Consider the following 23,525-nt stretch of genomic DNA (forward strand, 5'->3'; position numbering starts at 1 on the left):
CTCCAAGCGTTATACTGGGTTTTAAAAATAACATAGCTGGAACCTTCGGGGCAGGGTGAAATTCCCAACCGGCGGTGATGACAAGCGGCGTTAGCTGCTTGACTCAGTCCGTGACCCGTGCGGCGGCCATGCGCCTTGTATTAGGCAGGCATCCGTTGCCGGTGGACTCGGTGAAATTCCGAGACCGACAGTATAGTCTGGATGGGAGAAGGGGAAGGCCAAGCAAGAGCAAATCTTGTCATTTGCATATGTGCGTAATTTCACAAGGAAGCTGCCGCGTCCGCCGGCTTGTCGATGTCTGACAAGCTGAAATGGTTTACCGGAGGTAAACGGCGGTATCGGCGTCCTGTTCCTGTGCAATTCCACGGCATTCCCATACGTTAACAATCCCATGCCCCTTTTGTATTGCGAAAGGCGGCTTTTTTGCGTTGGCCGCAAAGTTTCGGCCAGCTGCATCATCAAGAGAATGGGGGGCGGATCATGACGATGCCTGCGGGCGGTATTAACGATGAATTTTATATGCGGCTTGCCCTGCAGCTGGCCGCTTCCGCCTCGGGACAAACGGGCATTAATCCCGTCGTCGGCTGCGTGCTTGTCAAGGAAGGCCGAGTGGTCGGTATGGGCGCGCATTTGAAACGCGGTGAGGCGCATGCCGAAATTCATGCGCTGCAGATGGCCGGAAGGCAAGCGCAGGGCAGCACGGTTTATGTCACGCTCGAGCCCTGCAGTCATCACGGCAAGACGCCGCCGTGCAGTGACCGGCTCATCCGTGAAGGCGTAAAACGGGTCGTGATCGCGGCGACGGACCCGAACCCGCTGGTGGCGGGGAGCGGCATCGCGAAGCTTCGCGCGAGCGGCATTGAGGTGACGACGGGCGTGCTGGAGCGGGAGGCTGTGAAGCTGAATGAAGCGTTCAACAAGTTCATCGTCACCCGCCGGCCGTTCGTCACCGTCAAGAGCGCCAGCACGCTGGACGGCAAAATCGCCGCCAGAACAGGCGACAGCAAGTGGATTACGGGCGACGGTTCCCGCTCATACGTTCACACGCTGCGCCATCGTCATCAGGCGATTATGGTCGGCATCGGCACGGTGCTGGCCGATGACCCGGCCTTGACGACCCGGCTCCCGGTGCCGGGTCTGAATCCCATCCGCGTCGTCGTCGACTCGACGCTGCGCATCCCGCGCGACGCACGGCTCGTGCGGGACGGCGAGGCGCCCACGGTCGTGCTGACGACCGAACGGGCGCCCCAAGCGCGCCGCCGCGAGCTCGAAACGCTCGGCGTCGAGGTCATCGACTGCGGCCCGGGGCCGGCAGTCGATCTACGCGCCGCCATGGAGCGGCTGGGCGAGCGCGAGATCGGCTCGCTGCTTGTCGAAGGCGGCGGCAAGCTGAGCGGCGCGCTGCTGGAAGCACGCCTTGTGGACAAATTGGTGCTCTTCTACGCACCAAAGATCATCGGCGGGGGAGCGGCAGCCCCGGGCAATTTCGATTTTCCCGGATTCGGGAGGATGCGGGAAGCTATAGCATTGGAGCGTCTGGAGGTTGAACGCTTCGATAACGACATCTGCATCTCCGGGTATCCCCGGTATGAAGCAGAGAGTGATACCGAAAATGAAAGCGGGGGGTAACGGATGTTTACAGGCATCATAGAAGAAATCGGTACGCTGCGTCACATGGCCAAGCAGGGGCAGGCCATGGTACTGACAATCGGGGCCAAACGGATTCTCGACGACGTTAAGCTCGGAGACAGCATTTCGGTGAACGGGGTATGTCTTACCGTCGTTTCGTTCGACGAGTCTGCCTTTACCGTGGATGTGATGCCCGAAACGTACCGTCGGACCAACCTGTCCCGGCTGTCAACCGGCGCTCCGGTCAACCTGGAACGCGCGATGCCGGCCAACGGACGCTTTGGCGGGCATATCGTCCAAGGACATGTAGATACAACCGGAGTCATTACAGGTAGAACCCCGGAAGAGAACGCGGTCGTTTTTCGTGTAGAGCCGCGTGACACGGGTATTCTAAAATATATTATTCCTCACGGCTCCATCACGATCGACGGCATCAGCCTCACGGTTGTCGAAGCGACGGAGAACTCGTTTACCGTATCGATCATACCGCACACGCTTAGCGAGACGGTCCTTCAGTACAAGAAACAAGGGGACGAGGTCAATCTGGAAGGCGATGTGCTGGGCAAGTACATGGAGAGGCTCATGACTTACCGCGGCGGAAGCGGCTCGGCGATTTCACCGAAGGCAAAGCTGACCGAAGCTTTTCTTGCGGAGAATGGCTTCATCTAAGGCAAAGATCATCGGGGATAGAAAAAAAGGAGTGAGAGCAATGGAAGAGCCAATCCGTTTTCATTCGATCGAAGAAGCGATTTACGATCTGATACTCGGCAAAGTCATTATCGTTGTGGATGACGAAGACCGCGAGAATGAAGGCGACTTCGTCGCTTTGGCCGAAAAGGCGACGCCCGAGGTCATCAACTTCATGATCAAAGAAGGCCGCGGTCTGGTATGCGTACCGATTACCGGGGAACGGGCCAAGGAGCTTGACCTGCCGCCGATGGTTTCGCGGAATACGGACTACCACGGCACCGCGTTTACGGTGTCCGTAGACCACATCGAAACGACGACAGGGATTTCGGCTTCGGAGCGTTCGCGGACAGTCATGGCGCTGATCGACAAGCGTACCAAGCCGCAAAGCTTCCGCCGGCCGGGGCATATTTTCCCGCTGATCGCCAAGAAAGGCGGAGTGCTGCGCCGTGCCGGCCATACCGAAGCGGCGGTAGATCTGGCCAACTTATGCGGAGCCTACCCGGCCGGGGTCATTTGTGAGGTGATCAAGGAAGACGGAGAGATGGCGAGGGTGCCTGATCTGATGGAAATCAGCCGGAAGCACGGCATCAAAATCATCACGATTCAAGATTTGATCAAATACCGTAATCATAAGGAAAAGCTTGTTCAGCGTGAAGTCGAAGTCAGGATGCCAACCGATTTCGGCGTCTTCCAAGCGATCGCTTATACGAATGTCGTGGATCAAAAGGAGCATGTGGCCTTGGTCAAGGGCAAGATTGACAGCGACCGCCCTACCTTGGTGCGTGTTCATTCCGAATGCCTGACCGGCGATGTATTTCATTCCCACCGCTGCGATTGCGGACCGCAGCTTGCCGCAGCCTTGAAGCAAATCGACGAGGCGGGCGCCGGGGTGCTCCTCTATATGCGTCAGGAGGGACGGGGCATCGGGCTGATCAACAAGCTGAAGGCTTACAAGCTGCAGGAGCAGGGATTCGATACAGTAGACGCGAACCTGAAGCTGGGCTTTGCGCCCGATTTGCGGGATTACGGCATCGGGGCGCAAATTTTGAAGGATCTTGGCGTGAGAAAAATCCGGCTGCTGACGAACAACCCCCGCAAAATTCGCGGGCTGGAAGGCTACGGTCTCGAAGTCATCGAACGGATACCTATCCAAATGGAAGAAAACGAAGACAACACGGTTTATTTGCACACGAAACAGGCCAAGCTTGGCCATCTGCTCGATTTTGGCGTGAAAAAATAATTTTGAACATGAAGGGATGTTAGAGCGTTATGGCGAAAATATACGAAGGACATTTGGTATCACAGGGATTAAAGTACGGTATTGTGGTTGGACGTTTCAATGAATTTATTACCAACAAGCTGCTGGGCGGCGCTCTGGACGCATTGAAGCGCCATGGCGTACAAGAAGATGAAATCGAAATCGCCTGGGTTCCGGGAGCTTTTGAAATTCCTTTGATCGCACAAAAAATGGCTGAAAGCGGCCGGTACGACGCCGTGATCACGTTAGGTGCCGTCATCCGCGGTTCAACTCCTCATTTTGATTATGTGTGCAACGAGGCGGCTAAAGGCGTCGCAGCGATCGCGCTCAAAACCGGCGTACCTACCATCTTCGGCGTTCTGACGACCGACTCGATTGAGCAGGCCGTGGAGCGTGCGGGAACCAAAGCCGGCAACAAAGGCTGGGAAGCGGCCGCTAGCGCGATAGAAATGGCCAACTTGGCCAAGCAATTCTCAAAATAAACGTTGAAGGCATGACTTAAGGGGGAACGAACGGAAAGTGAAAGTCACGGTAAAACTTGAAACCTTTGAGGGCCCCCTTGATTTGCTGCTCCATTTGATTGATAAGGCGGAAGTCGACATTTACGACATTCCAATCAAAGACATTACGGATCAATACATGGAATATTTGGACGCCATGCAGGAGCTTGAGCTTGAAGTGACGAGCGAGTTTCTCGTCATGGCGGCCACCTTGTTGTCGATTAAAAGCAAAATGCTGCTGCCCAAGCCGCCTGTTGTGGACCTGGAATTTGACGACTATATGATGGATGAGGATTACGATCCAAGGGCGGAACTTGTTGCAAAGCTGATTGAATACCGCAAATATAAAGCGATAGCCGATCATTTACGGGATAAAGAAGTGGAACGCAGTCTGATTTTTACGCGGGAGCCCGAGGACTTAACTCCATACGTCTCTACAGTCATTGAAAATCCGGTGAAGGGACTTCATGTTGCCGATCTGGTTCATGCGTTTCGCAAAGCGCTGCGCCGCATGCACAGCCGGCAAGCCATCGCCAAAATCCGTAAAGACGAAATTTCCGTCAAGGACCGGATGCTTGAGGTGCTCGAAGCGCTGGAGAGCCAGGGAGGCAAAGTGCTTTTCTCCAGACTTTTGCAAGAGGATACGACAAGGGAAGCGGTAGTGGTGACGTTTTTGGCAATGCTGGAGCTGATGAAGATCAAACGGATTATTTGCTTTCAGCACCGGCTTTTTGACGACATTGTGATACAGGCAAGAGAGGATGGAACGGCGAATGGACTTTGGACAGATGAAATCAGTTATTGAAGGCTTGCTGTTTGTGGCGGGAGATGAAGGGCTTGATGCCAAGCAGTTGTCTGAGGTGCTGGAGCAGGACGCCAATTTTATCCGCGAGATGATATTGGATTTGCAGTCGGACATGAAGAGGCAGGGCAGAGGCCTTCAGATCGTCGAGCTTGCCGGGACCTACCAGCTGGCGACGCTGCCCGAACACGCACCTTATTTTGAACGTCTGGCTTATTCGCCATCCCGATCATCTTTATCGCAAGCCGCACTGGAAACGCTCGCCATAGTTGCCTACAGACAGCCGATTACCCGTATTGATATTGAGGAAATTCGCGGGGTGAAATCGGACCGTGCGCTGCAAACGCTGGTTGCCAAGGATTTGATCCAGGAAGTAGACCGCGCTGACGCACCCGGACGGCCGATATTATATGGAACCACCAAATCGTTTCTGGATTATTTTGGATTGGCCTCGCTTGCCGATTTGCCGGAAACAACGATGTTCGAGAACGAGGATAATCTGGAAGAAGAAACGCGGCTTCTGTTTGAGAAGCTGGATGGAAAGCAAATGACGATCGACGAGATTGATCCGGCGGATCAAATCTGACATGTATGTTTCGCCTAAGCAGGGCTATACTAACTCCTGAGGAAAAAGAAGCGGCAAGCTTCTTGTCATTCAGGGGTTTTCTTAATGTTTTCGGGACGATGGCTTACCTGCAGGAAGGGGTTGCTTGATATGTTTTGGGCTTGGGCCGCCGGGATGATCGGCGCGCTGATCGTTCTCTTGGCACTAAGCCAGGTTCGGATCCGGATAACGTTTACCCATCAAGATAAAAATGATGAAATTTTATTGAATCTCCGCGCTCTCTTCGGCCTTGTGCAGGTGAATTACTATGTTCCGACGATTCGCTTCAAAAACTGGGCGGAGGGATTTGAACTGCACACGGCTCAAGTGAATGTGACGGCCGACAGGCTTATGAAGGACCAGAAGAAGCAGATTAATCTGGAGAAAATGAAGGAAGCCTATGAAAAAGTACAGGTCCTGCTTCAGCATTGCTTTCATTTTCAAGAATGGTTATCCGGAACGATGCGCCGAATCCATTGTACGCAGTTCAATTGGAGGACCTCTGTCGGCATCGGGGATGCCCCCGAGACGGCATTACTGGTGGGGAGCATCTGGGGGATCAAATCCATGATCCTCAGATTTCTGTTCCGTTTTATCCAATTGGATACCCAGCCCCAACTTCAGGTTATGCCGGCTTTCAACCAAAAGCTGTTTGTGATCGAAGGAGCGTGCATCCTGCAAATTCGACTGGTATATCTGGTTAGTGCCGGCTTACGGCTTCTGTTGCGCATCCTTAAAGTCAAAGGTGGCCTTAAGGTATGGCGGAACGTTCTGCTTCCTGCCGGAAGCTCGGGATCTACATAATCATACCTCTTAAAGGACACGATATAAGTGTTTAGGTCAAGTCATCTTTCAAGGAGGTATATTTTCATGAGCGAACATCCGATTCAAGGTTTAATGAAAACATCAATGGAAAATATTAAGGCTATGGTCGATGTGAATACGATTGTCGGCGACCCTGTGGAGACCCCTGACGGCAGCGTAATTATGCCTATATCCCGAGTGGCATTTGGCTTTGCTGCAGGCGGCAGTGATTACAATGTTGAAGATGGCAGCAGTGTTAGCCGCAACGATGCGCATAACGCATCCATCGCATTGCCCTTCGGCGGCGGCAGCGGCGGCGGGGTATCCATTACGCCAATCGCTTTCTTGGTCGTAGGCAAGAACGGCGTGAAAATTTTGCCGCTGGATAACCAGACGCATCTGGTGGAACGGCTGATCGACTCGGCTCCGCACGTGGTCGACCGGCTTCAATCGATGATCAAGGCGAATTCCAAAAAGGATGCAGGAGAAACATCTACGGTAACCTCTGTCGAGAATGAGAATTACATCGTGTAACATTCTTCAGATGAATATTACTTCATCCCTTTCTTGGAACACGATGGCTTTAACCCATAAGAAGCTGCTCCCGCGACCGGGGCAGCTTTACTGTTTTCTTGATTCGGTTGCTCTTTGCCGAGGATTTCTTTATATTTACTTAGGAGTCATTTTCATGCGATTTATAGAAGAAGGGAGATGCCAAAATGCATCAACTCGATATGCCTTCGTTAATTCTGCTGCTTTTTGCAGCACTCGGCATTCTATCCAGCAATACCTCCATTACCGTCGCCATGGTTGTCCTGCTTCTCTTGAGAGCTCTCAACCTTCATCAGGCATTTCCGTTTCTGGAAAAGCACGGACTTACTTTGGGGATTATTATCTTGACGATCGGCATCATGACGCCGGTCGCCAGCGGGAAACTGACGCTTCAAGCGCTAGCGCAGAATTTTCTGCATTGGAAGTCGCTGCTTGCCGTTGCCGTCGGGATCCTCGTCGCTTATCTGGGCGGTCGTGGGGCTTCCCTGATGCTGAATCAGCCTGCGATCACAACAGGATTATTAACTGGTACCATTCTGGGTGTAGCGCTATTCAAGGGGGTTCCTGTGGGCCCGCTGATTGCCGCCGGCATTTTATCCCTTATGATCGGGAGAATGTAATCCGGCTGCAGTTCGTGCATACATATTCCATGGCTATTGAAAGGTTTAAGTATTCCTACTAAAATAATAGGAGTTAGAAGGATATTATGATATAATCTTGATTGTGAATATCGTTCTAAGGTATACTTTTCTCGCTAATAAAAAAAGAATAAGGGAGTAAGATCATGGAAAAAGTACTTATCTTCGGGCATAAAAATCCGGATACGGATTCCATTTGTTCTGCAATTGCGTATGCTGATTTGAAAACCAAATTGGGTCAAAATGTGGAACCCGTCCGTTTGGGCGAGATCAATGGGGAAACGCAGCATGCATTGAAACAATTCAATGTTGAGGCGCCTCGTCTGGTTGAGACCGTAGCCAATGAAGTAAAAAGCGTCATTTTGGTCGATCACAATGAACGCCAGCAAAGTGCGACGGACATCGATCAGGTTCGCGTGGCAGAGGTGATCGACCACCACCGTATCGCGAATTTTGAAACCAGCGGTCCTTTGTATTACCGTGCCGAACCGGTCGGCTGCACAGCGACGATTCTCAAAAAATTGTATAAAGAAAACGGGATCTCCATTGATAAACCTATTGCAGGCTTGATGTTATCCGCTATTATTTCCGATTCGCTTCTATTCAAATCGCCGACTTGCACGGAGGAAGATGTGGCTGCGGCACGTGAGCTGGCCGAAATCGCCGGCGTGAATGCCGAGAGCTACGGTTTGGAAATGCTCAAAGCCGGTGCTGATTTGAGCGACAAAACGATCAGCCAACTGATCTCCCTGGATTCTAAGGAATTCCAAATGGGAGGCTCCAAGGTTGAAATCGCTCAAGTTAACGCTGTTGATACGAACGATGTTCTTTCTCGCCAAGCGGAGCTGGAAGCGGCTCTTTCGCAAATCATTTCGGAAAAAGGCTTGGATTTGTTCCTTTTCGTTGTAACGGATATTTTAAATAACGATTCCATTGCTTTGGCCCTCGGCAATAAGGCGAATGCCGTAGAGCAAGCGTACAATGTAAAGCTGGTTGATAATAAAGCCGTTCTTAAAGGCGTAGTATCACGTAAATCGCAAATCGTACCTGTGCTGACCGACATTTTTAACAAAAACTGAATCATCCGCGTTGGATAGATTCCAAGTAAGAAAGGCTGCCGGCCGTTGGGTCCGGCAGCCTTTGTCCGATGATAAAGCGGCAATCGCCAATGTTGAGAAGGGAATGACAGCATGTTGACCATTATCGGCCATAAAGTCGAATGGATCAAAGACCCCTTCGGCATCTTGTCCGGAGAGCGGTATGAGTTTTTGCTTGATGTCGAGGTTTCTGAGGATGATGAGCTATACTCAGAGAACGGTTTATATATTAGGGTCATTTATCGTGTGGACGAAAATAAAACCAATCTCGTGAAATACGAAATTTTCGAAAAAACGACAGAACGGTATCTGGAGTTCGATCTGGAAGAAGATGAAGAACAAACGGTAGACGCTTATTGTAAAGAGCACCTGCCCAAGGCCGTGAAATAAATCTATAAAAAAGATGAGTATATCCGTTCCGGATGTATTCATCTTTTTTTAATGAAAGTATCTGATTCGCCCGGTCGGCCTGATTCGGTCAAGCCATACATAACCTTGTCCTGAATGCATATATATGTACAAGATGAGAAGGAATGGGCCTGCCCTTAGGTGGCGGCGGCTTCGTTTCCAAAGGATGGCTTGCGGGAGGATTTAGGATGAGAAAAGGATGTCTGCTGCTACTTGCTTTACTACTCGTTTGTACGGGAGGCTTGCTGCCTGCAGAGGTCCAGGCGGCGCCCGGCGTATCCACCAGCGCAGAAAGCGCGGCGCTGATCGATGTCACCTCAGGGCGGCTTCTGTTCAGCGTCCAAGGGGATAAGCCGATGAGAATCGCCAGTCTGACCAAGATCATGACTGCAATAGTGGCGATTGAACACGGGAAACTGAGCGATATGGCGAAGGTCGGCAAGAATGCGTTCGGAACCGAAGGATCTTCTATTTATTTAAGGCTGGATGAAGAAATGAGCTTGAAGGACCTTTTGTATGGACTGATGCTTCGATCCGGCAATGACGCAGCGATGACGATCGCCGAGCATGTCGGCGGCAGCGTAGAGGGCTTCGCCTTTTTAATGAATGAGAAGGCGCGGATGATCGGGATGACGAATTCCAGCTTCAAAAATCCTTCCGGGCTCGATGCGGAAGGGCATTATTCCACGGCGAACGATATGGCCAGGCTGACGGCCTACGCGCTCAAAAATCCGGTCTTCCAGGAAATCGTCAAAACGAAAGTGAAAAAAGTGCCTAATCCGAATGAATCCTGGGACTATTCCTGGGTCAATAAAAATAAGATGCTATCGCTGTATGAAGGCGCTGACGGGGTCAAAACCGGATATACCAAGCTTGCCAAACGATGTCTTGTCTCCTCAGCAACCAGAGGAGGGCAGCAGCTCGCTGCGGTGACGTTGAACGATCCGAACGATTGGATCGATCACGCCAGACTCCTGGATTACGGCTTCAAGCATTACCCCCTTGTCCCCTTCATCCGTTCAGGAGAACCCGTGTTAGGCACAGACCTCGCAGCCGGCGGATCGTTCAGCTACCCGGCGGAAGAAGCAGAACGGAGCCGGTTTACGCGGCAATTGGTGATGAATGACGCCGGATCAACGGCATACAGGCTTGGTGAAGCGGGGCATCTGCAGTTCCTGCTGGACGGCAAACCGATCGGTTCCGTTCCTTTGTACGCAAAGGACAGTCCCCGTCTTCATTTGAATGACCGTTCTTCCTTTTCCCTCACGGAAATGGAAATGTTGAATGAAGCGCGCGCCAGAGAATGGCTGTATATTCTTCAGGCATTATCCCGTGTGCTCTTTACCGGTCAAGTCAAGTAAACGGGAAGGAGAGCGAACGTTCATGGTCAATTACATCTGGTTGTTTTTTATGGTAGCCGGCTTTATTGTAGCGGCTTTTCAAGGAAGAATCGATCTGGTGACGGAAGCGGTTTTCGACGGTGCCAAGAGCGGCGTAACCGTATGCTTCGGATTGATCAGCATTATGGTGTTCTGGCTAGGCATGATGCGGATCGCCGAGGACGCCGGACTGCTGCAGAAAATGTCCAGGCTGCTGAGCCCCGTAGTCCGTTCTTTATTCCCGGGGGTCCCCCGGAATCATCCGGCGCTCGGATATATCATGTCGAATATGAGCGCCAACATCTTTGGTTTGGGCAATGCCGCCACACCGATGGGAATTAAGGCGATGCAGGAGCTGCAGAAGCTGAATCCGAACAAGGATATTGCGAGTCCGGCGATGTGCACGCTGCTTGCGCTGAATACCGCCAGTATTACGTTGATTCCTACGACGCTGATCGCCATCCGCATGAGCTACAATTCGGCCAATCCGGCGGAAATCGTCGGAACCACACTTTTGGCTACCTTCATCTCCACCGCGGCCGCCATTATGGTTGACCGCTGGTATCGGAGCAAGAGCTCGCCGCTCGGATCGGGGAAAGGATGATGGCACGTGTATGATTTGGTCAATTTAATTTCCTCATGGGCCATCCCCGTCATTATCGTCTTCATTCCGCTTTATGCGGCTTATCGTAAAGTGCCCGTCTACGAATCGTTCGTAGACGGAGCCAAGGACGGGTTTGATACGGCTATCCGCATTATCCCTCATCTGGTCGGGATGATGGTTGCCATCAGCGTGTTTCGCGCCTCCGGGGCTATGGATCTGTTTACCGGATGGCTGAAGCCGATCTGCGAAGCGATCGGTCTGCCTACCGAGGTCGTTCCCCTCGCTTTTCTGAGACCGATTACCGGCGCCGGTTCACTTGCCTTCACTACGGACCTGATCTCGCAGTTTGGCCCCGACTCCTTGGTAGGACGCATCGCATCGACCATTCAGGGCAGCACCGATACAACACTTTATGTGATTACCGTGTATTTCGGGGCGATCGGCATCCGCAAGGCCAGCTACGCCTTGAAGGTGGGTCTGATCTCCGACGCCGTCGGGTTTATCGCTTCCGTCGTTATCTGCTACCTCGTATTCGTTTGATGGCAAGTCCCGCATGGAACCCCTCCGCTATCCGCACATATACTGTAAGCAGTCAACCCGGAAGAGGTGAGCTGCGTGCAGTTTTACGGAATTATCGTTCATCATTCCGTCTGTCCCGCTATAAACGGAAAAGGGTATGATTTCTTTATTGCCAAAAGCGGCGCCATCATCCCTTCTTCCGAACAAACCGACCCTCTGTACATCCACATTTGCCTCGAAGGTGATTTCTCCGTGCTTCCTATAGAGTACAACACAGAAGAGAAGGAACAGTTGTTTTTGCTGAACAAATTGATTCAAAAGCTCTCCGATTCATACAAGTTTCACCCGGCCGACATATTTCCGCATACGAATTCGTGTCCGGGCCGCTTTTTTCCGTGGTCTCAACTTGTGATTTCGCCTGAGGATAGGTATCATTAGCTTGAGGTGAATCGACAAAATGGAACGTTTGCAAAAAGTATTGGCCGAAGCGGGTGTGGCCTCCCGTCGAAAATGCGAGGAGTTGATTACCGCCGGACGCGTGGAAGTCAATGATCAGGTAGTCACTACCCTGGGCGTCAAGGTTGATCCGTCCCAGGATTTTATTAAAGTGGACGGGCGTCCGATCCGGCGACAAGCGAAGGTATATGTGATCTTTAACAAGCCCAAGGGCGTCATTACCAGCGCCAAGGACCCGGAGGGCCGCAAAACGGTTACCGAATTTTTCAAAAACATGAAAGAGCGCATTTATCCGATCGGTCGGCTCGATTATGATACCGAGGGACTGCTTTTGCTGACCAACGATGGCGATTTTGCCCATCTGCTTACGCATCCGAAGCATCATGTGCCGCGCACCTATCTGGCAACGGTCAAAGGGATCCCGCATGGAACACAATTGGACAAGCTGAGAAACGGCATCGAGCTGGACGACGGCATGACCTCGCCGGCTGAGGTAGAATATCAGGACGTGGATATGGACAAGAAGGAAGCGGTCATCAAAATTACCATATATGAAGGACGCAACCGGCAGGTACGGCGCATGTTCGATGCCATTCATCATCCGATCATTAAGCTGAAGCGGGTTCAGTTCGGCCCCCTTCAGCTTTCCGGCCTGCCCAGGGGCAAATTCCGTCATTTGACCCCTCAGGAAGTGGAAGAATTGAGGAATGAAGCGCTCTCGGCAGGCGGCGGCAAGACACATAAAATTCAAAAAGGCGAATAATCGTTTATGACATTTTTCGCTATAATGAAAAAAGGATTTACATCCAATGGTTTGAAGGTGAGTGATCATGGGAAAGCATAGACAATGGATCCAAATCACTATTTTTGCCGTGATCGTGGTAATCGGCGCGTTGACCCTCGCAAGCCAGCTGTACTCCGGCGACAAAAAGCCGACCCAAGGGGCTCCGGCTCCCAATTTCAAGCTGCTTGGACTTGATGGGAATACCTATGAGCTGTCCGATTTTAAGGGGAAGGCGGTTGTCGTTAATTTTTGGGGGACATTCTGCGAGCCGTGCCGCAACGAGATGCCTGCTTTGGAACGGCAGCATGCCAAATGGGGAGATCAGCTGGTCGTGCTCGGGCTGAATTTGGATGAACCGAAAGTAGCCGTAGAAAATTTCATTCAGCAATACAAGGTGACGTTCCCTATCCTGATGGACAAAAACGAAGAAATTCGTAAACGTTACGGGGTGTCGCAGTATCCGACGACCTTTTTTGTCGGACCTGACGGCATTGTCAAACACATCCGCATCGGTGAAATGGATGAACCCTTTATCGAACAAACGGTTTCAGCCATGCTGAAGTAACTTAGAGAAAATCAGATGTAACCAAGGAGGTCACATGATTCACAATACAAAATGCGAATGCGGGCATCAGAATCATGTCGGCACGGTTCTGTGCGAATCCTGCGGCAAGCCTCTGACGGATGATGGCGGCGACGAGCCGCTTGAGATGCGGTATGACGGGGTGGCAAGACGTTCCCAGCGGACCAATCCCGGTGTGCTTGACCGGGTGTGGAGTTTTTTTTCCTCGGTCAAAGTTGCCATCTGGCTGATTATCATCACATTGATCGGCGCCTCGCTCGGCACCATTTACCCGCAAGAGAACACGTTCTTGAATATCGATCCGTCGGTATATTACAAGGAGACGTACGGAACCATCGGCCACATTTATTATTTGCTGGGGCTGACGCACACCTTTGAATCATGGTGGTTTATCACGCTTTTGTTTATGATCGGCACCTCCCTTGTCGTGTGCAGTCTGGACAGGGTTCTGCCGCTGTATCGTGCACTCAGCAAGCAGCAGATCCGAAAGCACACCAGTTTCATCACGAGACAGAAGGTATCCTACGTCGGAGAGATTCCGGGAGCGGAGCTCGGAGAGAAGGCGTCGCTGGAATGGACGGAGAAGGCCGCCGGGCTGCTGCGCAAGCGGCGATACCGTGTATATACCGACGGTACGGCCTTGCTGGCCGAGAAAAACCGGTTCAGCCGCTGGGGGCCTTATATTAATCATATCGGTCTCATTATTTTTCTGGCGGCTGTACTGATGCGGAGTATTCCCGGATGGCATATGGACCAGCATCTGGCTTTTCCTGAAGGACAGCTGGTCAAAATACCGGATACGCCTTATTATCTGAAAAACGAAAAATTTACGCTGGAATTATACACAGAAGAAGAAATGTCAGAGGATTTCCGTGAAAAAGGTCAGATCGTACCCAAGGTTTACAAAACGGAGGCTGTATTGTACAAATGTACGGCGGATTGCGATGATCCGGTGAAGGAACCGGTTCTTACGGAGGTGCATCGTCATGACATCCAGGTCAATGAGCCTCTGATGTATGAAGGGCTCATGGCCTTTCAATTCGACTTCAAAATGTCACCGATGCTGCTATCCGTCAAGCCATCGCTAAAAAACAAGCAAACCGGCGAAAACTACGGCAGCTTCGACATCTCGATGAAGAAGCCTGCAGAAAGCTATAAGGCCGGCCCTTACGAGCTGAAATTAAAAGCTTATTTTCCGGATTTTGGAATGGACAACAAGGGAATGCCGCTGACGAAATCCAACGATCCGGTCAAGCCGGCATTCGTTTTTGAGATCAAGGGACCGGGATTGAAGCCGGAAGGCGAGCCTTATATGTACTTCCCTCGGCAGGTAGATAAGGTGAACTTCCGTCAGGATGAAATTAACGGCGCTTTAGCGGACAAGCTGGAGCTATCCGTAGGGTCTATGGACGATGTCCAAATATCGGAGTATATCAGTTTCTTGAATATTAGAGTGGATCGTGCCATGCCGTTCATATGGGTCGGAGCGGCGATCTCCATGATCGGTCTGGTGATGGGATTTTATTGGCACCACCGCCGGGTGTGGCTGCGCATTGATAACGGGCGGCTGGCGCTCGGGGCGCACACGAACAAAAATTGGTACGGGATTCGTAAAGAGGTGGCGCAGGTCCTGCAAAAATCGGGAATCGACATCGATCCCAAAATATTGGAAAGAAAGGAGGTCCAAACGTGAGCAGTACTTTCTTGTTCGTTGCTTTTATCATATATTGTATAGCCATGATCGGTTTTGTCATCGGCATCACGGGGCAAAAATCGGTGCGGGTGACGGATCCGGAAAACTATGGCCGGCGTTGGGGCAAGATTGGCATTGGCTTGACGATTTTCGGTTTCTTGTTCCATGTGACCTTCTTCTTCACCCGTTGGATAGAGGCGGGACATATCCCGACCAGCAATATGTTTGAATTTATGACGTTCCTCGGCATGATGATTGTTCTTGCGTTTATTGTGTTATATTTGATTTATCGGGCTCAAGCACTCGGCGTCTTCGCCCTGCCTGTAGCCATCATTATGATTGGCTATGCGTCGGTATTTCCGCAGGAAATTCAGCCTTTGATTCCTGCACTTCAGAGCTACTGGCTCAAAATTCACGTGACCACCGCTGCTTTGGGCGAGGCCTTCTTTGCCGTTGGCTTCGCGGCCGGTATCATGTACCTGCTGCAAAGCGTCAACTTTGAAGGAACGAGCCGCAGCGAGCGGTGGGAGCAACGCGGCGTCGAATTCACCCTGTTCACCCTGATTATGATTGTGGCTTTCGTCGTATCCGTATTCAGCTTTAAAGCGGCGGGATACGAAGCGGTCTTTACGCATCAAGAGAAGATATTGGACCAGAATAAAGTGGAACAGGTGGTCACGAATCGGGTCGAATATGTGCTTCCGCCGATCGTCAAGCCTTACCAGAGCGAGCTGGTGGAAATGAAGCCGTTTCTGGGCATGACGCAGCCGCTGTTCGAGGCGCCTTCTTGGATGGAGGGAGCGAACGCCGGCAGGAAGCTGAATACGGTGATCTGGTCGATTTTGCTTGGGATCGTACTCTATTCTCTGCTCCGGCGGATTGCAAGAAAGCCGCTTGGCCGGGCTCTGCAGCCGTTGATGAAAGGGATTGACCCGGACGATGTCGATGAAATCAGTTACCGTTCGATTGCCATAGGCTATCCTATTTTTACGCTGGGCGCATTAATTTTTGCCATGATTTGGGCGGAAAAAGCCTGGGGGCGCTTCTGGGGCTGGGATCCCAAAGAAGTGTGGGCGCTCATCGTGTGGCTCTTTTATGCTGCGTACCTGCATTTTCGGCTGTCCCGCGGCTGGCAGGGCAAGAAATCGGCATGGCTTTCGGTTATCGGCTTTCTCGTCGTGATGTTTACGCTTATTGGCGTCAATCTGGTTATTGCCGGGCTGCACTCCTACTCCGGTACGTAGCGGCGCCATATCTTTTACATCTGAAGAAAAGAGGGATATCCATGACAGACACAAATACGCGTATTTTGGTTGTGGATGATGAAGAACGGATCCGCCGGCTCTTGCGGATGTATCTGGAGAAAGAGAATTACCATATCGATGAAGCGGAGGACGGGGAGACGGCGCTTCGGAAAGCTCTCGAAACGGACTACGACTTGATATTGCTCGACATCATGCTTCCGGGCATTGACGGTAATGAAGTGTGCGCACGGCTGCGTCAAGTTAAATCGACGCCCATCATCATGCTGACGGCGAAAGGGGAAGAAACCAATCGCGTACAAGGCTTCGAATCCGGGGCTGACGATTATGTCGTTAAGCCGTTCAGTCCGCGCGAGGTGATCTATCGCGTGAAGGCCATATTAAGGCGTTCCTCGGTTACCGCTTATTTGTCCAAGGAAGTCAATTCCAGCAACAATATCGTATTTCCTAACCTGGTGATCGAGCATGATGCGCATCGGGTGACGGCCGGCGGACAGGAGGTTGCCTTGACTCCGAAAGAATATGAGCTGCTTCATTATTTGGCCGTATCGCCGGATAAGGTATTCTCCAGGGAAGAGCTTCTGAAGGATGTTTGGAATTACGAGTTTTTCGGTGATCTGCGGACCGTTGATACGCATGTAAAACGTTTGCGCGAAAAGCTGAATAAAGTATCGCCGGAAGCGGCCTCCATGATTACAACCGTGTGGGGCGTGGGCTATAAGCTTGAGGTGCCGAAGTAACGTGTTTATCTTCAAAAGCGTCGTAGGCAAACTGTGGATCACGATTATCGGGCTGGTCGTTGTCGTACTGCTTACGCTCAGCCTTTTTTTATTCCGTTTTATAGAAACCTCATTCCCTAAATCGAAGGACCAGGCGGAAACGCTGAGCAAATTGGCGGTGAAGGTGGCCAGTGAGATTTCTTTGCACCAGGAAGAGCGGCGTTACTTGCAGGTCGTTAATGAGCTGTTAAGCGCTCAGGATACCAGCGTCATCATCGTTACTACGGATTTTAGACAGATTCAGGCGCCGGTCGGTCAACCCGATCATCGGGAAATACGCTATGATGATTTTTTTCTGAATTCGGATCTGCAGAAAGTATTTGCGGGTGAGATTAAGGACAACCGCCTTAGAAATAGCGGCATGCCGAATACACAGCTGGAGAATCAATATACGGCCGTTGCCGTGCCGTTCATGAATAAGGAACAATCGCAGGTGGCCGGAGCGCTGATTCTGTATCAGATTACCCAGTCCTCGGAAGAGACGCAGGCTTATGTGAAAAAGCTTTTTGTGGTGGTTGGGGTTGCCGGCTTTTTAATGACCACCTTTTTCGCCTTTTTCCTTCTTACCCGTATTACCCAACCGATACAGCAGCTTAAAAAGGCGGCGGATCTGATCTCTAAGGGAGAATACGGCACTCGTGTGCCGATTACATCTACGGACGAGATCGGAGAGCTGGCTCAAACGTTCAACCACATGGGCGGGCAGCTTTCCGATACGATTAAAGCGCTCAACCATGAGAAGGAGCATTTGTCCAGCGTCCTGCGAAGCATGACCGATGCCGTCATCACTTTTGATGCGGCCGGGCGTGTCATACTGACGAATCCCCAAGGGGAGAAAATTATTCAGGAATGGAATCAGATCCAGTGGTCGGATGAAAAGCCTGCCCTGACCGGCGGGCAAGCGGGCAGTGGTTCGATGAGCACCATTCCCGAGCCGCTCAGGCCGCTCTTTGAATCCGTGATTTCAGAAGCGAAAGAACTGACCTCCAAGGTTCATGTCAGAAGTGATGTATGGTCCGTCGTCATGGCGCCCTTGTACTCCCAAGATATCGTACGCGGTGTCGTTGCCGTGATGCGCAACGTCACGGAGGAGTTTCGTCTGGAGAAGCTGCGAACGGATTTCGTGGCCAACGTGTCCCATGAGCTGCGGACGCCGCTGTCTATGATGCAGGGATACAGTGAGGCGCTCATCGATGATATCGCGGCCACGCCGGAGGAACGGAAAGAATTGGCGCAGGTCATTCATGACGAATCCCTTCGGATGGGCAGACTGGTCAGGGATTTGCTCGATCTGGCCAAGATGGAGACGGGGAATATGGAGCTTCATTTCCGGGAACTGGACGTGTTGGCTTTCCTCAGGCGGATACACCGGAAATTTGCGGGGCTGTCTAAAGAACGGGGCATCGCGATAAGCTGTACGCTGCCGGATAAACCGCTGCTGCTTTGTCAAGCGGACGAGGATCGCCTTGAGCAGGTTATGACGAATCTGCTGGATAATGCGCTTAGGCATACACCTGCAGGGGCTCAAATCGAAATCAGAGCGTCGGAAGAGCGTTACAAAGGTGAACATGCCATTCTGATCGAAGTCTCGGATCAAGGCTATGGCATACCGGCGGAGGATATTCCTTATATTTTCGAACGTTTCTATAAGGCGGATAAAGCCCGTACCAGGGGAACCAACGGAGGAACCGGCCTTGGTCTTGCAATTGTCAAAAATATCATCGAAGCTCATCATGGAACCATTCAGGTGAAAAGTCAAACCGGACAGGGAACGACATTTTCTATCACGCTTCCCTGCAAAGGTGTGTAAAACCAAGCAAAAGCCTCCGATTCGTCATCGGAGGCTTTATTTTATTTGTTGAATCGTCCAACTTTTTCTTGTTGTTCGTGAAACAACCGGATTACAGGGTCAGTTCGATAACGTCAGTAAGTTCAGGAAGCTGAGACAGCTGCACAATAACGTCCTTAGGCGTCGGTTTGTCGGTTGTCAGCACCATGATCGCCTGACCGCCAATGACCTTGCGGCCTACCTGCATGGTTGCGATATTCACATCATTGCTGCCCAAAAGGGTACCTACTTTACCGATAATCCCCGGACGGTCATTGTGGGAGATCAGCAGAAGGTTACCGGATGGAGCGATGTCGACCGGGTATTGATCGATCTGCACGATGCGTTCACCATAACCCGCAAGCAAAGTACCGGCGAGCAAGTGCTGCTGCTGCTTGGTCTTGAGCGTAACGGAGACCAGGTTGGTAAACGTCGGCGAAGCCGAGGACTGCTGTACGATCACTTTGACGTCCCTCGTTTTGGCCAAATGCATGGCGTTAACGATATTGACTCCTTCAAGCTGGTTCGACAATATGCCTTTGACGATATGCCGGGTGAGCGGGGACGTATCGACGTCGACCAAATCGCCGGCGTAGTTCACGACGATTTCGCTGACCGGCCCGTCGACGGTTTGGCCGAGGAACAAGCCGAGCTTCTCGCCCAAGTTGAAGTAAGGCTGCAGTGCGTTCAGAACGTTAGCCGGTACCGTAGGCATGTTGACCGCATTTTTGAACGGCTGCTCGCGCAAAATATGCAGCACTTCTTCGGATACGTCGATGGCGACGTTCTCCTGGGCTTCAACGGTGGAAGCGCCAAGATGCGGAGTAACAATAATTTTCGGATGGTTCAGGAATGGATGATCCGGGGCAGGCGGCTCCTGTTCGAATACGTCGAAGGCAGCGCCGGCCACGATACCGGAATCAATCGCCTCGACAAGAGCCTGCTCATCGATGATCCCGCCGCGGGCGCAGTTGATAATGCGAACCCCTTTTTTCATCGTTTCAAACTGAGGACGGCTGATCATATGGCGGGTTTCATTGGTAAGCGGAGTATGCACCGTAATGAAATCCGCTTTGGCGCAAATGTCGTTTACCGTTCCCAGTTTCACCCCGATTTTCTCGGCACGTTCTTCTGTCAGGAACGGATCGTAACCGATCACCTGCATACCGAAAGCTTTCGCGCGTTTGGCTACCTCGCTGCCGATTCGGCCCATGCCGAGAACTCCGAGCACCTTATTGCGCAGTTCGACGCCAACGAACGTTTTGCGGTCCCATTCTCCGCCAACCGTTTTCTTGTATGCCTGCGGGATGGAACGCGCAATAGCCATCATCATAGCGAACGTCAATTCACATGTGGCAATGGTGTTGCCGTCCGGGGCATTGATGACCACGATCCCGCGCTTGGTCGCGGCTTCCAGATCGATGTTATCCACGCCCACACCGGCGCGTCCGACGACCTTCAGCTTGGTACCGGCAGACATGATGCGCTCGGTCACCTTGGTTGCACTGCGCACCAACAGGGCGTCATACTCGCCGATGATGGCTGCGAGTTCGTCCTCGGACAAGCCGTTCTTTTTCTCTACCTCTACATCCGGTGCCTCGTACAGCATTTGAATCCCCATGTCGCTGATTCCGTCCATGACTAATACTTTAAACATTTCATAACCCTCCATTAGTATAAAAATAACATTGGAGCATCAAAAAAAGCCCCCCACCCCGACACGACTAGCGTATACAAGGGACGAGGAGCTGGCTCTCGTGGTACCACCCTAATTCACTGTGCGCTCGCGCGAACAGCCTCTTGTGGTCTGCCGAATTCACAGACCCGGAAGGGTAACGGCTTCCGGCCGGCTGCAGCTACTTCAAGTTCGATGCAGCAACTCAGGAGTGCTCCGCATATTGAAATTCGTCCGGTTCGCACCAACCACCGGCTCTCTGAACGTTTCGTCATATGCTTGGCTCCGTCATGGCTTTATTGCAAGTGAAATTTTTCATTAGATTAACACGACCGTTTCGGCCTTGTCAATAGGTGTCGAACTGAAATTAAAATACGAAATCTTTGTGAATATTTTTTTCCTGGATTTCTATTCCCGTTCGTTTGGACGGAGCGGTCAAACATGCTAAGATAGAGGTTGAAATGAGCAGTGATGCAAGGAGGAACTCATGGAATATCCTATTGATCGAGTGGGGCCGGAAGACTTCAAGCGAAAGCTGGAGAACGGGGAATTATCAGATTCCCTTATTATTGACGTAAGAGAGCCGTACGAATGGGAGTATTATCGCTGGGATGAGCTGGTTCTTATGCCGATGAATTCCATTCCGGAAAGACTGGGGGAGCTTCCCAAGGATAAACCCATCTATGTCGTGTGCGCCCATGGCGTACGAAGTGCCAATGTCAGCTATTATTTGAAGCAGCAGGGGTTTGATCAAGTGGTCAATGTGGATGGAGGAATGGCTGCGTTGGCTGCGCTGCGCGGGTTTCAGTACGATTAAACCTTTTCCTTGTATAAGCAAAAATAAGTACCCGACAGGGTACTTATTTTTGCGGTACGACCGATAAGGCATAGGGTTAATTGGTGAAGAAAGGAAGCTGGGGCAGCGTCTCATTCGCATATCTGTTTTTGCCCCGGAGGAAATCGCCCGGTCTGACTGCGTTTGTTGCGATCAGAACATCAACGATGCCCTCAATTTCCTGCAAATTCAAATTCTTGGCTTGTCCGGAAGCAAGCATTTCATCGATCCGGGCGGTTAAATCCTGCGGTGTGAACGCTTTGAATAACTTGGAAGTCATCATCATTTGAGCTATGTATTCGTTTTTCATATTCAGGCCAAGACGGCTCCAATCGTTGATGGATACCGGTTTGGTTACGTCAATCGGTTTGAACTGTTCATTCACCGTTTGATTCCATTTGACGATCGATTCGTAGTATTCTTTTTCGGCCCGCAGCGCATAATTTTTCGCTTCCTCAAGGTAAGCGTCTTTATCCAGCTGGGAGACAAGCTCGGTACCGGGTACCGCATTGGCCTTGGATTGGTATCCGCCGAGCGCTTCATTGAACAGTTTTAAGCTTCTCATATAGTTCATATGCGCCTCTTTGAGAAGAGGCGAGGAATCGGGCATCGATTTAGCGCCCAGTCCGTCGTAAGTTTCTTTCGCCAGCTTGGCGAGTTCCTTCAGGATCAGGGAAGCGTCCGCCGGACTGTTGGTTTGCAGCTCTTCCATTTTGTCGAACCATCTTTTATGAAATTCCCTGTATGGCTGATAAATGGTATGATAGAAAGACACCAGATACTGTTGGTGGTAAGCGGCAAAACCCTTTTCCGCTTCGTTTTTCTCGGCGAGCATTTTTTCATATTTTACCGCGGTCCGCTCTTGTCCCATCTTCAAGCCGAAGAAAAATGCTCCAAGTGCCACGACAAGCATAAAGATAAAAGTGACGGCGAATAGGTAATCCGTTCGGGTCAACCGTTTGTCCATGTGGTGAACACCTCTGATTCTGTTGTATGCTGATAGTATAGGTGAAAATGTCGAAAAAGGGAATCATGATGAAAAAATTCATAAAGCATTTTAAATTTCAAAAAGTCAATCTGGATGAAGTAGACGATCGTTTTTTGCTGATCAATCTGTATGTAACCCAATTGGTCGTGCTGATCGCGGCTGTGGTGATCCTGTTGTTTCAAAAACCGCAGTTCAGCGCCATCTTTTCCATCGCCGCGGGTACCCGCATTCTTATATGGAGCATTGGTTTCGCGGCAGCGGTGGTCATAGTCGATTTATTGATTTCAAGCAAGGTCCCTCCTGAAGTGACAGATGACGGCGGCATTAATGAAAAGATTTTCAAAAACAGGCCGTTGTGGCATATCGCTTTGCTTTCTCTGGTCGTGGCGTTCTGCGAGGAACTGTTGTTCCGCGGTGCGATCCAGGCTTCCTGGGGGCCTTATTGGACAAGCATATTGTTTGCCGCCATTCATATCCGTTATTTGCAGCACTGGCTGATGACCGGGCTTGTATTTGGCATCAGCTACGGCCTGGGCTGGATTTATATCCAAACGGGCTCGCTGTGGACTCCGATCGCAGCTCACTTTCTCATCGACTTCACCATGGGCTGCATCCTTCGATTCAGGAGTGAGGAAACATGAGCAGGAAACGACAAACCTTGTTACAACAAGAACGCAAAGAACCGGAGCACGCAGCGGTGGCGGAGTTGGATGATCATTACCTGCCGCCGCGACAAACGGTTCACCCGACCGAGAAAGAAAAGTGGGTATTTATCTTTTATCGGTCGCTGTTGTGGATTTTTGTACTCCTTGTTGCAGGTCTTTTGATTTGGGGCTGGACGCTGTTTAATTCCTGATTTCGATCGTTTCGGGATCTACGAAGGCGCAGCCCTTTTTCTTCAATCGGGTCAGGAGCGTGTCCAGCGCTTTTGCTGTCCAGGGCAGTTCGTGCATCAAGATGTTGCTTCCGGGACGAAGCTGTTCCAATACATTTGAGATGATCCGGCCCGGATTATTTTTTTTGACCATCATCTCCCAGTTCTTGGAACCGTTTGACCATGTCATGTAAATCATATGCTCCTCTTTTACCTTGGCACGGACTGCCTCGCTGGCCGAACCGAAGGGAGGCCGGTAAAAGGCCGGGGCTTTGCCTGTCAGC

The 23,525-nt window shown here is 51.3% G+C and carries 27 protein-coding genes, 1 riboswitch and 1 other annotated feature; of the genes, 24 read left to right on the forward strand and 3 right to left on the reverse strand.

Features of this window, described 5'->3' with window-relative positions; all coding sequences use genetic code 11:
* Positions 1–37: 37 nt before the first annotated feature.
* Positions 38–217, forward strand: a riboswitch (FMN riboswitch).
* A 269-nt stretch (positions 218–486) separates the two neighbouring features.
* From ribD to BLT35_RS00700, 21 genes are all read left to right on the forward strand, one after another.
* A complete protein-coding gene (ribD, locus tag BLT35_RS00600) occupies positions 487–1,629 on the forward strand; it encodes a bifunctional diaminohydroxyphosphoribosylaminopyrimidine deaminase/5-amino-6-(5-phosphoribosylamino)uracil reductase RibD (RefSeq protein WP_139170757.1) in 1,143 nt (380 codons plus the stop codon).
* Between the two features lie 3 nt (positions 1,630–1,632).
* On the forward strand, positions 1,633–2,298 hold the full coding sequence (gene ribE / locus BLT35_RS00605; protein ID WP_054819897.1) for a riboflavin synthase: 666 nt from the start codon (positions 1,633–1,635) through the stop codon (positions 2,296–2,298).
* Positions 2,299–2,338: 40 nt separating this feature from the next.
* A complete protein-coding gene (locus BLT35_RS00610) occupies positions 2,339–3,559 on the forward strand; it encodes a bifunctional 3,4-dihydroxy-2-butanone-4-phosphate synthase/GTP cyclohydrolase II (RefSeq protein WP_074726794.1) in 1,221 nt (406 codons plus the stop codon).
* A 29-nt stretch (positions 3,560–3,588) separates the two neighbouring features.
* Positions 3,589–4,059 (forward strand): 6,7-dimethyl-8-ribityllumazine synthase, encoded by a 471-nt coding sequence (ribH, locus tag BLT35_RS00615; RefSeq protein ID WP_062408902.1) that lies wholly within the window; start codon positions 3,589–3,591, stop codon positions 4,057–4,059.
* Positions 4,060–4,096: 37 nt separating this feature from the next.
* Positions 4,097–4,882: a segregation and condensation protein A gene (locus tag BLT35_RS00620; RefSeq protein ID WP_062408901.1), complete on the forward strand. Its 786-nt coding sequence runs from the start codon at positions 4,097–4,099 to the stop codon at positions 4,880–4,882.
* Complete coding sequence (gene scpB / locus BLT35_RS00625; protein ID WP_054819898.1) at positions 4,851–5,465, forward strand: SMC-Scp complex subunit ScpB; 615 nt, start codon at positions 4,851–4,853, stop codon at positions 5,463–5,465. Before BLT35_RS00620 ends, scpB begins: the two co-directional genes overlap by 32 nt.
* A 129-nt stretch (positions 5,466–5,594) precedes the next feature.
* On the forward strand, positions 5,595–6,287 hold the full coding sequence (locus BLT35_RS00630) for a DUF2953 domain-containing protein (protein WP_054819899.1): 693 nt from the start codon (positions 5,595–5,597) through the stop codon (positions 6,285–6,287).
* Between the two features lie 66 nt (positions 6,288–6,353).
* Positions 6,354–6,821, forward strand: coding sequence for a GerW family sporulation protein (gene ytfJ, locus BLT35_RS00635; RefSeq protein ID WP_074726795.1), 468 nt, complete (start codon positions 6,354–6,356; stop codon positions 6,819–6,821).
* Positions 6,822–7,006: 185 nt separating this feature from the next.
* Positions 7,007–7,459 carry a DUF441 domain-containing protein gene (locus tag BLT35_RS00640; RefSeq protein ID WP_054819901.1) on the forward strand — a complete coding sequence of 151 codons (453 nt, stop codon included), beginning with the start codon at positions 7,007–7,009 and terminating at the stop codon, positions 7,457–7,459.
* Between the two features lie 164 nt (positions 7,460–7,623).
* Positions 7,624–8,556, forward strand: a complete 933-nt coding sequence (locus tag BLT35_RS00645) for a manganese-dependent inorganic pyrophosphatase (protein WP_062408900.1) — start codon at positions 7,624–7,626, stop codon at positions 8,554–8,556.
* Positions 8,557–8,667: 111 nt separating this feature from the next.
* Positions 8,668–8,964 (forward strand): DUF6509 family protein, encoded by a 297-nt coding sequence (locus BLT35_RS00650; RefSeq protein ID WP_074726796.1) that lies wholly within the window; start codon positions 8,668–8,670, stop codon positions 8,962–8,964.
* A gap of 206 nt (positions 8,965–9,170) precedes the next feature.
* Positions 9,171–10,343, forward strand: coding sequence for a D-alanyl-D-alanine carboxypeptidase family protein (locus BLT35_RS00655; protein ID WP_062408898.1), 1,173 nt, complete (start codon positions 9,171–9,173; stop codon positions 10,341–10,343).
* A 22-nt stretch (positions 10,344–10,365) separates the two neighbouring features.
* Positions 10,366–10,965, forward strand: coding sequence for a nucleoside recognition domain-containing protein (locus tag BLT35_RS00660; RefSeq protein WP_054819902.1), 600 nt, complete (start codon positions 10,366–10,368; stop codon positions 10,963–10,965).
* A gap of 6 nt (positions 10,966–10,971) precedes the next feature.
* On the forward strand, positions 10,972–11,505 hold the full coding sequence (locus BLT35_RS00665) for a spore maturation protein (RefSeq protein ID WP_062408897.1): 534 nt from the start codon (positions 10,972–10,974) through the stop codon (positions 11,503–11,505).
* A gap of 75 nt (positions 11,506–11,580) precedes the next feature.
* Positions 11,581–11,922, forward strand: a complete 342-nt coding sequence (locus tag BLT35_RS00670) for an N-acetylmuramoyl-L-alanine amidase (protein ID WP_062408896.1) — start codon at positions 11,581–11,583, stop codon at positions 11,920–11,922.
* 19 nt (positions 11,923–11,941) lie between these two features.
* Complete coding sequence (locus BLT35_RS00675; protein WP_062408895.1) at positions 11,942–12,703, forward strand: pseudouridine synthase; 762 nt, start codon at positions 11,942–11,944, stop codon at positions 12,701–12,703.
* 67 nt (positions 12,704–12,770) lie between these two features.
* Positions 12,771–13,289, forward strand: coding sequence for a redoxin domain-containing protein (locus tag BLT35_RS00680; protein WP_062408894.1), 519 nt, complete (start codon positions 12,771–12,773; stop codon positions 13,287–13,289).
* Between the two features lie 34 nt (positions 13,290–13,323).
* Entirely contained in the window at positions 13,324–15,000 is a 1,677-nt protein-coding gene (resB, locus tag BLT35_RS00685) for a cytochrome c biogenesis protein ResB (protein WP_062408893.1), read from the forward strand.
* Entirely contained in the window at positions 14,997–16,244 is a 1,248-nt protein-coding gene (gene ccsA / locus BLT35_RS00690) for a cytochrome c biogenesis protein CcsA (RefSeq protein WP_054819903.1), read from the forward strand. Before resB ends, ccsA begins: the two co-directional genes overlap by 4 nt.
* 41 nt (positions 16,245–16,285) lie before the next feature.
* Positions 16,286–17,002 carry a response regulator transcription factor gene (locus BLT35_RS00695; RefSeq protein ID WP_054819904.1) on the forward strand — a complete coding sequence of 239 codons (717 nt, stop codon included), beginning with the start codon at positions 16,286–16,288 and terminating at the stop codon, positions 17,000–17,002.
* A 1-nt stretch (position 17,003) separates the two neighbouring features.
* On the forward strand, positions 17,004–18,851 hold the full coding sequence (locus tag BLT35_RS00700; protein ID WP_062408891.1) for a HAMP domain-containing sensor histidine kinase: 1,848 nt from the start codon (positions 17,004–17,006) through the stop codon (positions 18,849–18,851).
* 91 nt (positions 18,852–18,942) lie between these two features.
* On the opposite strand, the gene serA is transcribed toward BLT35_RS00700, so the two are convergent.
* Complete coding sequence (serA, locus tag BLT35_RS00705) at positions 18,943–20,526, reverse strand: phosphoglycerate dehydrogenase (protein WP_062408890.1); 1,584 nt, start codon at positions 20,524–20,526, stop codon at positions 18,943–18,945.
* 76 nt (positions 20,527–20,602) lie between these two features.
* Positions 20,603–20,845 (reverse strand) — a binding site (T-box leader).
* A gap of 186 nt (positions 20,846–21,031) precedes the next feature.
* On the opposite strand from serA, the gene BLT35_RS00710 reads away from it, so the two are divergent.
* On the forward strand, positions 21,032–21,361 hold the full coding sequence (locus BLT35_RS00710) for a rhodanese-like domain-containing protein (protein WP_074726797.1): 330 nt from the start codon (positions 21,032–21,034) through the stop codon (positions 21,359–21,361).
* Positions 21,362–21,437: 76 nt separating this feature from the next.
* Here the strand turns inward: BLT35_RS00710 and BLT35_RS00715 are convergent, their stop codons facing one another.
* On the reverse strand, positions 21,438–22,346 hold the full coding sequence (locus BLT35_RS00715) for a hypothetical protein (protein ID WP_062408889.1): 909 nt from the start codon (positions 22,344–22,346) through the stop codon (positions 21,438–21,440).
* A gap of 68 nt (positions 22,347–22,414) precedes the next feature.
* Here BLT35_RS00715 and BLT35_RS00720 point away from each other — a divergent pair, with 68 nt between their 5' ends.
* Both BLT35_RS00720 and BLT35_RS00725 read left to right on the forward strand, forming a co-directional pair.
* Complete coding sequence (locus BLT35_RS00720; RefSeq protein WP_062410957.1) at positions 22,415–23,008, forward strand: type II CAAX endopeptidase family protein; 594 nt, start codon at positions 22,415–22,417, stop codon at positions 23,006–23,008.
* Positions 23,005–23,223, forward strand: a complete 219-nt coding sequence (locus BLT35_RS00725) for a hypothetical protein (RefSeq protein WP_062408888.1) — start codon at positions 23,005–23,007, stop codon at positions 23,221–23,223. Before BLT35_RS00720 ends, BLT35_RS00725 begins: the two co-directional genes overlap by 4 nt.
* Here BLT35_RS00725 and BLT35_RS00730 read toward each other — a convergent pair.
* Positions 23,213–23,431: a polysaccharide deacetylase family protein gene (locus tag BLT35_RS00730; protein WP_306274365.1), complete on the reverse strand. Its 219-nt coding sequence runs from the start codon at positions 23,429–23,431 to the stop codon at positions 23,213–23,215. The two genes, BLT35_RS00725 and BLT35_RS00730, sit on opposite strands and share 11 nt — an antisense overlap.
* Between the last annotated feature and the right edge of the window lie 94 nt (positions 23,432–23,525).

This window comes from Paenibacillus naphthalenovorans (assembly GCF_900099895.1).
GTDB lineage: Bacteria > Bacillota > Bacilli > Paenibacillales > NBRC-103111 > Paenibacillus_G > Paenibacillus_G naphthalenovorans.

Bases quoted from the DNA above. Each gene is read 5' to 3' on its own strand.
- BLT35_RS00660 (WP_054819902.1), top strand. From the start codon at position 10,366: ATGGTCAATTACATCTGGTTGTTTTTTATGGTAGCCGGCTTTATTGTA.
- BLT35_RS00655 (WP_062408898.1), top strand. From the start codon at position 9,171: ATGAGAAAAGGATGTCTGCTGCTACTTGCTTTACTACTCGTTTGTACG.
- BLT35_RS00725 (WP_062408888.1), top strand. From the start codon at position 23,005: ATGAGCAGGAAACGACAAACCTTGTTACAACAAGAACGCAAAGAACCG.
- BLT35_RS00675 (WP_062408895.1), top strand. From the start codon at position 11,942: ATGGAACGTTTGCAAAAAGTATTGGCCGAAGCGGGTGTGGCCTCCCGT.
- BLT35_RS00730 (WP_306274365.1), bottom strand. From the start codon at position 23,431: ATGACATGGTCAAACGGTTCCAAGAACTGGGAGATGATGGTCAAAAAA.
- scpB (WP_054819898.1), top strand. From the start codon at position 4,851: ATGGACTTTGGACAGATGAAATCAGTTATTGAAGGCTTGCTGTTTGTG.
- BLT35_RS00630 (WP_054819899.1), top strand. From the start codon at position 5,595: ATGTTTTGGGCTTGGGCCGCCGGGATGATCGGCGCGCTGATCGTTCTC.
- BLT35_RS00645 (WP_062408900.1), top strand. From the start codon at position 7,624: ATGGAAAAAGTACTTATCTTCGGGCATAAAAATCCGGATACGGATTCC.
- BLT35_RS00710 (WP_074726797.1), top strand. From the start codon at position 21,032: ATGGAATATCCTATTGATCGAGTGGGGCCGGAAGACTTCAAGCGAAAG.
- BLT35_RS00610 (WP_074726794.1), top strand. From the start codon at position 2,339: ATGGAAGAGCCAATCCGTTTTCATTCGATCGAAGAAGCGATTTACGAT.
- BLT35_RS00695 (WP_054819904.1), top strand. From the start codon at position 16,286: ATGACAGACACAAATACGCGTATTTTGGTTGTGGATGATGAAGAACGG.
- BLT35_RS00650 (WP_074726796.1), top strand. From the start codon at position 8,668: ATGTTGACCATTATCGGCCATAAAGTCGAATGGATCAAAGACCCCTTC.
- BLT35_RS00720 (WP_062410957.1), top strand. From the start codon at position 22,415: ATGAAAAAATTCATAAAGCATTTTAAATTTCAAAAAGTCAATCTGGAT.
- ytfJ (WP_074726795.1), top strand. From the start codon at position 6,354: ATGAGCGAACATCCGATTCAAGGTTTAATGAAAACATCAATGGAAAAT.
- BLT35_RS00680 (WP_062408894.1), top strand. From the start codon at position 12,771: ATGGGAAAGCATAGACAATGGATCCAAATCACTATTTTTGCCGTGATC.
- BLT35_RS00640 (WP_054819901.1), top strand. From the start codon at position 7,007: ATGCATCAACTCGATATGCCTTCGTTAATTCTGCTGCTTTTTGCAGCA.
- serA (WP_062408890.1), bottom strand. From the start codon at position 20,526: ATGTTTAAAGTATTAGTCATGGACGGAATCAGCGACATGGGGATTCAA.
- ribD (WP_139170757.1), top strand. From the start codon at position 487: ATGCCTGCGGGCGGTATTAACGATGAATTTTATATGCGGCTTGCCCTG.
- ribE (WP_054819897.1), top strand. From the start codon at position 1,633: ATGTTTACAGGCATCATAGAAGAAATCGGTACGCTGCGTCACATGGCC.
- BLT35_RS00715 (WP_062408889.1), bottom strand. From the start codon at position 22,346: ATGGACAAACGGTTGACCCGAACGGATTACCTATTCGCCGTCACTTTT.
- ribH (WP_062408902.1), top strand. From the start codon at position 3,589: ATGGCGAAAATATACGAAGGACATTTGGTATCACAGGGATTAAAGTAC.
- resB (WP_062408893.1), top strand. From the start codon at position 13,324: ATGATTCACAATACAAAATGCGAATGCGGGCATCAGAATCATGTCGGC.